We start from the raw sequence: 10,128 nt of genomic DNA, 5'->3' as shown, positions 1-10,128 counted from the left end.
TGATGTGTCTATATGCTCCTGGTCAAGATCTTTGAGAACGGCTTCACCAGCTTGATCACGCCCTATGATACCCATAAAGTGGGCGCTAAGACCTTGTCTGGCAAAGGTAACAGACGCATTACCGGCACCTCCACCAGTACTGAAGTCTATCCTCTCGACTTCTAGTTTGGCCCCGAGAGGAAGTTGCTCGTATACCTCCTTGCCGTCTGAAACGGGGATAAAAATCTTACCACTAAGGAAGATGTCTTGGGTTGCTCCCCCTACACTGATAATTCGTGGTTGCTCGCGTTCCATGTCGGCCTAGACGACGGCCTTCCCGTCTGATCCAAAGGCCTTGATTTTATCTTCAACTACCGATTGAACAGCTTGATAGACTGTCGGCATGAGCTTTACGACAGCATATTCATCTGGATTGTCTGCCAACACTTTTTCGAGCGTTGTTCGAAAAGCATAACGCATATCCGAATTGATGTTGACCTTACTAACGCCGATCTTTGCGGCCTCTGTAAAGTAATGGAGCGGCGTATCACTACCACCGTGCAGGCTGATGTTGCATGAGAGTGCCTCACGAATCTTGGTTAGAAGCTCAAGGTCGAGTACTTTGGGCACCGGATATTTACCATGGAGGTTGCCAATTGCTGCCGCAAACGTATCAATACCTGTCGCTTCAACAAAAGATCGTGCCTCCTCAGGCTTTGTGAACGTTTTCTTGATCTCTTCATAATTAATCGTCTCAGTATGCAGATTTGAGCTTCCCTGAAAGTAGTGTGGCTCCGCCTCAACAAGCGCGCCAGTAAACTTGGCGTAGGCGACGACTTCCTTCGTCTTTTCAATAATCTCTTCGTCGGTTGCATCGTGGTTAGCCTGGCTGATATCGATATGGATAAACTCAAAGCCACCATCAACGCCGCGCATGGCGGCTTCCACAGATGGAGAGTGGTCAAGATTCACATAGATCTCAATACCATACTGGCGCTTATAGTTGTCGACCATGTCGCGTATGTTGTCGATGCCGATGGCCTTTACCTCACCGTCACTGACCTCGACGAGGACTGGCGAATTATGCTTCTGAGCCGCCGTGCAGACTGCTATGAGTGTCTCTTGGTTGTCGATATTGAAGGCGCCGACGGCAAAATGCTGCTGTCGAGAACGCTGCATCAGATGACGCGCTCGAACACAGTTATCTCTGATCTGGGCAATTGTAAGTGGCATTAACTCTCCCCTTTCTTGGTATGATGCAGGTGCGAGGCAACCTTCGCGATATCGGCTCCCGTCAGGCCGAAGGCTTCGAGAAGCTGCTCTGGCTGTCCTGATTCACCGAAACGATCTCTAATACCAACTCTCTGAAGCGGTACCGGGCATTCCTCGCCAAGTAGTTCTGCGATAGCACCGCCGAAACCGCCCGCTAGTTGCCCTTCCTCGGCCGTAACTGCGCATCTGGTCTTCTTGGCGCTTGTCACGATCGTCTCCCTATCGAGAGGTTTAATGGTGGGTACGTGGACTACTTCGGCATTGATCCCCTTCTCGGCTAGGATCTTAGCGGCCACAAGACACTGATAGGTCATACTGCCAGTTCCGATCAGCGAAATATCATCCCCTTCTCTTAGTACATATGCTCGGCCAAGCTCAAAAGGTGTCGAGTGTGTTGTGAAGATCGGGGTTGCTTCTCTAGCCAGGCGGATATAACTCGGCTTGTCGAGTTTAGCAAGAGCAAGTGTGGCTTTTTCGGCTTCAATGCTGTCACCTGGAGCGACGACAACCATGTTTGGCAGCGATCGCATCAACGGGATATCTTCTAGCATCTGGTGAGTGGCACCGTCGGGACCAACAGAGACGCCAGCATGTGAGCCGACGACTCGAACGGGTCGGTCGTTGAGGCAGATAGTGGTTCGGATCTGCTCCCAGTCACGTCCAGGACAGAAAGCCGAGTAACTACTGACAAATGGCTTCTTGCCCATGGCAGCCAGACCTGAAGCAACGGTTACTAAGTTCTGTTCAGCGACGCCGATCTCGATATAACGATCAGGGAAAACGTCAGCAAACTCGTTCATCTTGGTGGATTCGACAAGATCGGCACAGAGCCCGACGATCTGGTCGTCTTCTCTGCCTGCCGTCAGTAAACCACGCCCAAAACCAGCTCTAATAGGTTCGCCTTTGATATCTTTGCTGCCGATATCGGTGGCTAGGTGCATCGTGACAACGTTACTCATGCTCACCTCTGATCTTGCCGCCGAGAGACCGTAGGTCTTTTAGCGCCTCTCTAGCTTGCTTAGCGTTTGGCACAACCGAGCCACCGTGCCAATGATAGTCGTACTCCATAAATCCGACGCCTTTGCCAGGAATGGTATGGGCAATGATAACGCTCGGCCTGTTCTCAACCGCACGAGCCTCGCTACAAGCGTTGATGATTGACTCCATGTTATTGCCGTCAATCTCCTGAACATGCCAGCCAAAAGCCTCCCATTTATTATGGAGGTCCTCGAGCGGCATCACATCTTCTGTATTACCATCAATCTGGATATTGTTACGGTCGACGATAACTATCATGTTGCTAAGCTTATTTTTTGCAGCAAACATGATCCCTTCCCACGAGTTTCCCTCATCGAGTTCACCGTCACTACATACGCAATAGACCCACCTGTGTCGGTTGCCATCCATTTTGAGAGCATAGGCCATACCCGCGGCTTGACTGATACCGCTTCCAAGCGGACCAGAAGTTGTTTCGAGACCTGGGAGCCTCAACCTCTCAGGATGCCCCTGAAGGCGACTACCATACTGACGTAGAGTCATTAACTCTTCAACAGGGAAGTACCCCGCACGAGCCATCGTCGCATAGCGGACGGGTATACAATGGCCGTTGCTCAGCACAAGAATATCTCGCTCATCCCAGTCAGGTTTCTTCGGGTCGTGTTTTAGTATGTGGAAATACATAGCCACAAAGATGTCAGCAAGATCCAGTGGACCCGCCGAGTGACCTGATCCCGCTTTGATAAGCATACGAATGATGTCCTCACGAATGAGGACGGCCTTCTCCTCGAGTTGGTGGGTCGTCAATTGGTGCATAATGCTTACGCTCGATTATATCGCAAAGACATAGGCATTACGAACCTGCTTGCCCTACAAGAACTCTCAGAAGTGTCTCATAGCGCTCCTTAGGGTTACTGCTCTCCTGAATGTAGGAGCCGACGTTGAGGACATCTACTCCTGCCTCAACGATCTGTGCGGCGTTTTCATCGTTCACACCTCCATCCCATCCTATCTCCACATCGTCCTTTAGGGCGCGGACGGCGATCACTTTATTCAAGAGACTGAGGTCGGCTTCTCCTCCCTGATAACCAAGATGACCTCCAAAAAGCAGGACATGGTCTGCGAGGTCGATGAGATGCTTTATCTCTTCTGGTAAAGTCTGAGGCAGTAGAGCAAGCCCAGCCTTGATACCAGCCGCCTTTACCTCTCGCATGAGTTCTAGAACATTCCCTTCTGACTCGGCGTGGAAGATGACCATGTGTGGTCTGAGGCTTATGACAGTCATTCGAATTGACTCTGGTTGAGCGTACATGACGTGTATGTCGCTCATAATGTCTGACGGAAAGTAGATGCGCTCAGGTGCGAGTAACCTTGTCGGTGCAAATTGCCCGTCAGCCAAGTCAATGTGGATCCGCTCGGCAAAATCCACCACTTGTTTCAGCTGAGTGGCGTATTGTTCGGGTGTTTTAACCGTAATTGTCGGACAGACGGAGGCCATTACCCGTAGAGTTCCTCTATCTCTTTCAGACGGCGAGTATGTCGAGGGGCATTTGAAAAAGGAGTCTTTAGCCACGTATCCAGGATGTCAGTGACTAACTTCGAGTCCTGCTTTTCAAGTACTCTCGCGGGTAGGCAGAGAATATTGCTGTCGTCGTCTTCGCGAACATCCTTGGCCATCCAAACACTCTCAACGACCGTTGCCCTGATGCCGTGAACCCGGTTGGCGGCAATACACATACCTTGACCGCTACCACAGATCAAAATAGCCCTGGCATCCTCTTTAGTACCAAGCAGCTTTGTCGTAGCAGCATAGGCAAATTGCGGGTAGTCATCCTTTGGGTCAAACGTCTCATCACCAACGTCCTCAACGTCGTAATCATGCTGAACAAGATAGGCGTGGATCCTTGACTTGAGGTGAAAGCCGGCGTGGTCAGAAGCAAGATAGATCTTCATATCTCTCGTTTTAGCTGAGGCCCCTGCCTGCATCGGCGGTCATCTCAACGAGGCGATTACTGTAGCCCCATTCGTTGTCGTACCATGCCACGACCTTGAGAAGATTACCGCCAACCACCATCGTGAGCGGTAGGTCAACTATGGCCGAGTGGCTGTTACCATGGAAGTCTTTGGAAACAAGCGGTAGTTCATTGACATCGAGGATCCCCTGATAGCGTGGTTCTTTGGCAGCCGCTCGGAAGACATCGTTAACCTGATCTTCAGTCACCTCTTTCTTAACCAAGAATGTAATGTCGCTCAGTGAGACTACCGGCGTCGGCACTCTAAAGGAAAGCCCGTTAAATTTGCCCTGAAGGGCCGGAACGGTCAGGGCAGCGGCGATTGCAGCGCCGGTTGTGGTCGGGACGATGTTCTCTGCTGCCGCGCGGGCCCGCCGAAGGTCTTTGTGTGGTGCATCCTGAAGCCTCTGATCCTGTGTGTAGCTGTGGATCGTGCTCATAAGAGCTTTCTCTATACCGAACTTCTCTTCGACAATCTCAGCAACTGGCGCCAAGCTGTTGGTAGTACAGCTAGCGTTATCGATGATCTTCGGATGCTCCTTGAGAGCCTCTTCATTGACTCCTAGTACGATCGTCGATGCGCCAGCACCGTGAGCGGGAGCAGATATCACAACTCGCTTTGCGCCCGCAGGATGGATATGTGCATGGGCTTTCTTGGGGTCAGTAAAGAGACCGGTGCTCTCAATAACGACATCGATCTGGTGTGCTCCCCACGGTAGAGCAGCAGGGTCTTTTTCAGACAGAACAAGGACGTGGTGGTTATCGACTACAATCTCGCCTTCACCGGAGCTCACATCGTGCTGATAGATACCGTAGTTGCTGTCAAACTTTAATAGATGAGCAAGTGTCTTTGTATCCGTTAGATCATTGATGGCAACGACCTCAAGGTCGTCTCGTTCAAAAGCGATTTTAAAAGCATTTCGGCCGATTCGACCAAAACCATTAATGGCCACTCGTGTTCTCATTGATCCCTCCCAAGTTAAATAGACATATCGCTTATGCCTATATTGTATAGGATCCTCGAGTCAGGGGCAATAAACTTCAGGAGGCGGGTTTAAAGCGGGCAATACACTCGTTGACAACTTTAACAGCATCATTCACATCACCCCAACCTGTCACTTTGGTTGAGCCTGGTTTCTTGAGATCCTTGTAGTGATTGAAATGGAATTCGACTTTCTGCTTCCAGCGTTCACCAAGATCGTCGAGTGACTTTATCGAGTCACCGGTGCTACGGTCATCATTAGGAACGACCACAATCTTTGTATCCAGATCGCCATTATCCTCAAAGTACATCACACCTACGATTCGAGCCTCAAGCCAGACACCAGTCGGGATCGGCTCATCACAGACTACTAGCGTATCGAGTTCATCGTCATCCTCGTCGAGTGTCTGGGGTATAAAGCCATAACTGCAGGGTTTCGGAAAGACGTTTGGTTCAACGCGGTCAAGCATGAACGCAGCGCGCTTTCTGTCCCACTCAACCTTAAGATGTGACCCCTCGGGGATCTCTATTACAGTGTTAACAAGGCCGTGATCTATATCACCTGGCGTTAGTACTTGATTAAAATCAGCCATCTGTTACTCATGTCCTTTCGTGCGACGTGTCGTTGTCTCTTACCTGTCAGTATAGTCTGGGCTAGATTGCAAGTAAACAATTTGAAGCTATACTATTGGTGATGCAAATTATCAGCCACCGTGGGGCTAAGGGTCACGCCCTTGAGAATTCGCGTGATGCCTTTGTCTATGCCAGCCAAAGCACAGCTGACTACATCGAGTTCGATGTCAGACAGACAGCCGACAATCGGCTTGTCGTCATTCACGGCCGTAACACAAGACACGTCACCGGACGCTCCTTAACGGTTAAGGAAAACACTCTTAAAAGTCTAACGTCGGTGAAGACTAAGAACGGCCAGACCATTATGACTTTGGACGAAGTCATCGACCAGATTAAGGGTCTCAAGAAAATAAACATTGAGGTCAAGTCGCCTGGAGCCGGTACGCTCGTTGCTCCATATATACCAAAACTACTCAAAAGCGGCCTCACATACGACGATTTCTTTCTCTCCTCTTTCCGTGTCAAAGTTCTCCGTGAGATCAGGGCTGAAAATAAAGAAGTACATCTTGCTCTTCTCCATCGTATCCACCCCTTGACGTTCCTTCGAGTGAGTAGCGAGTTAAATCTCTGGGGTGTCGGTTTCAGATTTGACTTGTGTTGGAAGTGGGTCGTACGTAGTGCCAAGAAGCGAGGACTCTTTACTTATGCTTATTTTGTGAATTGGCCTTGGCAGATGCCCCGAATGAGACGCGTTGGTGTCGACGCCGTATGTACAAACTACCCAGATAGCATGTCAAAACTGCGCTAGGCAGACCCGGGAAGAGAAGCGAATATGTCAGTTGGATACCACGGGAATGTCGCACGTCAGGAGCAGTTTGCAGAGGCCGTCTGGAACGACCTAGCGTTTGCCAGCGATATCCAGATCATCAGATTGCTTGGTAACGGAGCCACTCATCGCGAACAGGGATACACAACCGTCCCCCGAACAGAGATGGTGGGCATTCTCGAATACCCGTGGGGGTGCCGCTTAGAAAACACCTGTGGGAGACCGCCAATTGCTATGGCTCGAATAGGCCGATATGGAGTTCTTGCTTTTGTGGAGTGCGTTAGCGGCCTCGAGGTGCCGTCACACTACCTTGCCCAGCTAGAAGAACACGAGGACGGAGAACTCAGTGTGGCCACGACTGCCCCCATGAGTGAACACCACGTTGGCCAGGGTCTGATGCACGCTGGTGGTGACTATCCGTATGAAGATGTTCCCGATCTGCAGTTAGTCGTCCGCGATCGTGCCGAAGGTCTCTATGTGGCGGACATTGGTTCTGTTAATGGCACCGAGATAGCTGTGGCTGGGCAAGTAGGTCCGCTGGATGGCGAAATCGGTGATGAACTGATTAGAGGGCTATTGGCCAGTATGAGCCAGTTGGTAGGGACTTAGACGGTAATTTTTTGAGTCTGTCTCGCATGCTCTTTGAGATACTCACGAATCATCAGTGCTGCAGTCGCACCTTCACCACTGGCCGAAGCAATCTGCATCGTAGCACCGTGGCGAACGTCACCACTCGCAAAGACACCAGGCATTCCCGTCTCCAATCTGTCGTTAGTCTCAACAAAGCCACGTTCATCTAACTTGACTTTAGTCCCTTTCAAGAAACCAGTGTTTGGCAGCAAACCAACAAAGACGAAGACTCCATCAGTCGGAAATTCCACTTTTTTACCATCATGCATACCGATCACTTTTGTTACCTTGTCGTTTTCGGCCACAATCTCGTCGGTCGTTGTGCCGAGATGAACAGTAATCTTGGGGTTCTGCTTTAGCTCGTGAAGAAGTACTTCGGAAGCTTTCAGCTCACTACGGACAAGCATATCGATATGGGTTGCGTAGGTGGTAAGAAAGAGTGATTCTTGAACAGCCGAGTTACCGCCCCCTACGACTACTAAGCGCTTATCGCGGTAAAAGGCTCCGTCACACGTCGCACAGTAGTGAACGCCGCGGCCAAAATAGTCTTGCTCGCCCGGCACACCTAATCTTTTGTAGTCGGTACCAGTGGCTATGAGGACTGCCTTGGCCATAATGTCGCCTTCGGTTGTCGTCAGTCTCTTTAGGTCCCCTGCTTCAGTGATGGCCGAAACCTCTCCGAGATCGATCTGGGCACCAAAACGGACGGCCTGCAGTCGGAGTTGCTCAGCTAACTCAAGACCAGTCACTCCCTTGGCAAAACCGGGGTAATTATCAATCTGGTCAGTTATTGCAGCCAGCCCACCTATGACGCCTTTTTCTATGAGGAGTGTATCGATATCCTCCCTGGTCGTATAGATCGCCGCCGTCAGAGCCGATGGACCGGCACCGACAACAACAAGATCTCGAACACCGTTTGCCATTAAGCTATCGCCTCGGCCAGCTTGGCCAGATTAAAACCTTGCATCATTTTCGGTGCAACTGTGGGCTGAGATTCGTCGTGAACGACTACCAGTGGGACGGTTGTTTGAATAGTGTATTTCATCATCTCCGTCCTCTTCTCTGGTTGTGAATCGATATTAACCTCTTCATAGGTCTGACCTTTGCCTTGCAGCCACATCTTGACCATGCCACAGTAGGCGCACGTGTTGGTTGTATAGATTGTTACGCGTTTAGCCATTGGGGTATCTCTCCTTTTTGTTGTTTATCAGTTTGAAACGATCTTCGTGACAGTCACATCAAAGACGAGGGCGGCGTTTGGCGGGATAGAACCATCCGGGGTACCGGCTGAGCCGTAGCCAAGTGATGATGGGATGACAAGACGACGTGTGCCACCAACCTTCATGCCGGGTATACCCTGCTGCCAGCCTTTGATAACAGAGCTGAGCGAGAATTGTACAGGCGTCTTGCTCTGGTCAAAGATCTGACCAGTACTGGCAAGTGCCCCGACATAGCTAGCTAGAATAGTAGCATTCGAGCTGACAACGTCACCATTACCTTGGGTAATATCAGTTGACTGGAGCGCAGATACGGGTCCTTTGATAATGTAGGCTTTGTTAACAGGCTCGGAGGCTTGGGCATTCTGTTGGGCGGTAGATGTAGCCGCCGAATTGGTTGGCGTCGTGTTATTACTAGAGAAAACAGTATATAGATAGAAACCTATTGTCCCAACGATAAAGACGATGGCGATGAAGAAGATAAAGTAACGACTGAACGCTTCTCCGCTAAATGACATTTTCATAGGATAGTTCCCCCGGATCAGTAGTTTTAGACTGGCACTTATTATATCAACTAGGCCGCATTTATGCGAGTATAGATGCTCGTATAGCACCATATGTAGTGTAGTACCATGCATAATACTTATAAAGTAACGCTAGGTGCAGATGAAGCCATTTGACAAGTGCATGCACGTACCTGATACACTCTTGATATGGCATTAGCCTCTAACGACATCAGTAAGTACCTCGACTCGCGTGGTCGGGTAACCAAGTTGCCTAAAAAGGTGGAGCCAAGGCAAGCCGTACTGTCTCACCTTGCCAGTAAATTCGAACACGACAAGACCTACAGAGAATCAGAAGTCGACAAGATCCTCCAGGAATGGCATACGTTCGGTGACTGGCCACTCCTTAGACGCGAGCTATACGAGCATGGTTTTTTCGAGAGGCGGCCGGACGGTAGCGAGTACCAGCGTAAAAAGTAGAAGCTATGGTAGAAGCCGTATGTGATCTCGGCATAGAACACAGCTGGGAGGCTTCTTGGAACACCCCTAGCCGACGGCTCCCGCGAGTGGCAATCGAGAGACTGAGCATAATTCGTGCTCGGCGAGATCAGGTGCCGCCACCCCCATCGTCAGCCCTTGCGTACGTTCAAGTCCGCAGAAGTATGTATATGCCACTGATAACCACCGATGGTGCAGCTGCCTTTTTTGAAAGCCAAGGGATTGAGCCATCTCCCGCTGCTGGTGTGGGCACTAAACTAGTATCCGGTTTAGCAGCGCATGGCCTTATAGAACATCAGTGTTGTCGGTCCAGAGGCAGGAAGATGCCACCCATGAACCACTTCAACGAAGAATGCTACGGCTGCCCCTGCCCTTTGCGCGTCTGTCAGTTGAGCGGTGTAAGGTCAGATGGGACTTCAACAGTTAGAGTCTTACATGAAGCCGTCGAACCCGCGTCGCTACTTGCCCTTATGGCTCTCGGCGAAAGAGAGGTTAGACGTTTCATGCAAGGTGGCTCTATAGGGAGGACGAGCATCACGCACGCTCAACATATTGCGGAGACTATCAAGCGAGATTTAGGATTAGCCCTCTAGTCAACTCGCTCTGCACCTAGCTCGTGGTGGGCGGTCCGAGCTAGCTC

General features: G+C 50.5%; 15 protein-coding genes. 4 read left to right on the top strand and 11 right to left on the bottom strand.

Annotation, left to right across the window (positions count from 1 at the left end):
• The 8 genes from VGS28_01655 to VGS28_01620 all read right to left on the bottom strand — a co-directional run.
• A partial coding sequence (locus tag VGS28_01655) for a carbohydrate kinase family protein (GenBank protein HEV2412494.1) occupies positions 1 to 294 on the bottom strand: 294 nt, incomplete at its 3' end.
• Positions 295 to 300: 6 nt separating this feature from the next.
• The gene (locus tag VGS28_01650) at positions 301 to 1,212 is read right to left on the bottom strand and encodes a class II fructose-bisphosphate aldolase (protein ID HEV2412493.1); all 912 of its coding nucleotides are present in this window, start codon (positions 1,210 to 1,212) and stop codon (positions 301 to 303) included.
• The gene (locus tag VGS28_01645) at positions 1,212 to 2,210 is read right to left on the bottom strand and encodes a transketolase C-terminal domain-containing protein (GenBank protein HEV2412492.1); all 999 of its coding nucleotides are present in this window, start codon (positions 2,208 to 2,210) and stop codon (positions 1,212 to 1,214) included. The genes VGS28_01650 and VGS28_01645 overlap by 1 nt, the downstream gene beginning before the upstream one ends.
• Positions 2,203 to 3,063 carry a transketolase gene (locus tag VGS28_01640; GenBank protein HEV2412491.1) on the bottom strand — a complete coding sequence of 287 codons (861 nt, stop codon included), beginning with the start codon at positions 3,061 to 3,063 and terminating at the stop codon, positions 2,203 to 2,205. The genes VGS28_01645 and VGS28_01640 overlap by 8 nt, the downstream gene beginning before the upstream one ends.
• Before the next feature lie 37 nt (positions 3,064 to 3,100).
• Positions 3,101 to 3,745, bottom strand: coding sequence for a hypothetical protein (locus VGS28_01635; protein ID HEV2412490.1), 645 nt, complete (start codon positions 3,743 to 3,745; stop codon positions 3,101 to 3,103).
• Positions 3,745 to 4,200: an RpiB/LacA/LacB family sugar-phosphate isomerase gene (locus VGS28_01630; GenBank protein HEV2412489.1), complete on the bottom strand. Its 456-nt coding sequence runs from the start codon at positions 4,198 to 4,200 to the stop codon at positions 3,745 to 3,747. Before VGS28_01630 ends, VGS28_01635 begins: the two co-directional genes overlap by 1 nt.
• Before the next feature lie 10 nt (positions 4,201 to 4,210).
• The gene (gap, locus tag VGS28_01625; protein ID HEV2412488.1) at positions 4,211 to 5,224 is read right to left on the bottom strand and encodes a type I glyceraldehyde-3-phosphate dehydrogenase; all 1,014 of its coding nucleotides are present in this window, start codon (positions 5,222 to 5,224) and stop codon (positions 4,211 to 4,213) included.
• A gap of 76 nt (positions 5,225 to 5,300) precedes the next feature.
• Positions 5,301 to 5,834 (bottom strand): inorganic diphosphatase, encoded by a 534-nt coding sequence (locus VGS28_01620; GenBank protein HEV2412487.1) that lies wholly within the window; start codon positions 5,832 to 5,834, stop codon positions 5,301 to 5,303.
• A gap of 101 nt (positions 5,835 to 5,935) precedes the next feature.
• On the opposite strand from VGS28_01620, the gene VGS28_01615 reads away from it, so the two are divergent.
• Entirely contained in the window at positions 5,936 to 6,622 is a 687-nt protein-coding gene (locus VGS28_01615; protein ID HEV2412486.1) for a glycerophosphodiester phosphodiesterase, read from the top strand.
• A 24-nt stretch (positions 6,623 to 6,646) separates the two neighbouring features.
• Entirely contained in the window at positions 6,647 to 7,249 is a 603-nt protein-coding gene (locus VGS28_01610) for a hypothetical protein (protein HEV2412485.1), read from the top strand.
• Here the strand turns inward: VGS28_01610 and VGS28_01605 are convergent.
• From VGS28_01605 to VGS28_01595, 3 genes are read right to left on the bottom strand one after another with little or no spacing between them, the layout of a single operon-like run.
• Positions 7,246 to 8,193: an FAD-dependent oxidoreductase gene (locus VGS28_01605; GenBank protein ID HEV2412484.1), complete on the bottom strand. Its 948-nt coding sequence runs from the start codon at positions 8,191 to 8,193 to the stop codon at positions 7,246 to 7,248. The two genes, VGS28_01610 and VGS28_01605, sit on opposite strands and share 4 nt — an antisense overlap.
• Positions 8,193 to 8,450 (bottom strand): glutaredoxin family protein, encoded by a 258-nt coding sequence (locus VGS28_01600; protein HEV2412483.1) that lies wholly within the window; start codon positions 8,448 to 8,450, stop codon positions 8,193 to 8,195. Before VGS28_01600 ends, VGS28_01605 begins: the two co-directional genes overlap by 1 nt.
• A 27-nt stretch (positions 8,451 to 8,477) precedes the next feature.
• On the bottom strand, positions 8,478 to 9,005 hold the full coding sequence (locus VGS28_01595; protein HEV2412482.1) for an FKBP-type peptidyl-prolyl cis-trans isomerase: 528 nt from the start codon (positions 9,003 to 9,005) through the stop codon (positions 8,478 to 8,480).
• 195 nt (positions 9,006 to 9,200) lie between these two features.
• Here VGS28_01595 and VGS28_01590 point away from each other — a divergent pair, with 195 nt between their 5' ends.
• On the top strand, positions 9,201 to 9,470 hold the full coding sequence (locus VGS28_01590; protein ID HEV2412481.1) for a DUF2087 domain-containing protein: 270 nt from the start codon (positions 9,201 to 9,203) through the stop codon (positions 9,468 to 9,470).
• 5 nt (positions 9,471 to 9,475) lie between these two features.
• On the top strand, positions 9,476 to 10,081 hold the full coding sequence (locus VGS28_01585) for a hypothetical protein (GenBank protein ID HEV2412480.1): 606 nt from the start codon (positions 9,476 to 9,478) through the stop codon (positions 10,079 to 10,081).
• The last annotated feature ends 47 nt before the right edge of the window (positions 10,082 to 10,128 follow it).

The sequence above is a fragment of the Candidatus Saccharimonadales bacterium genome (assembly GCA_035945435.1).
Classification (GTDB): domain Bacteria; phylum Patescibacteriota; class Saccharimonadia; order Saccharimonadales; family DASZAF01; genus DASZAF01.
This window is presented reverse-complemented; position numbering and strand designations above follow the sequence as displayed.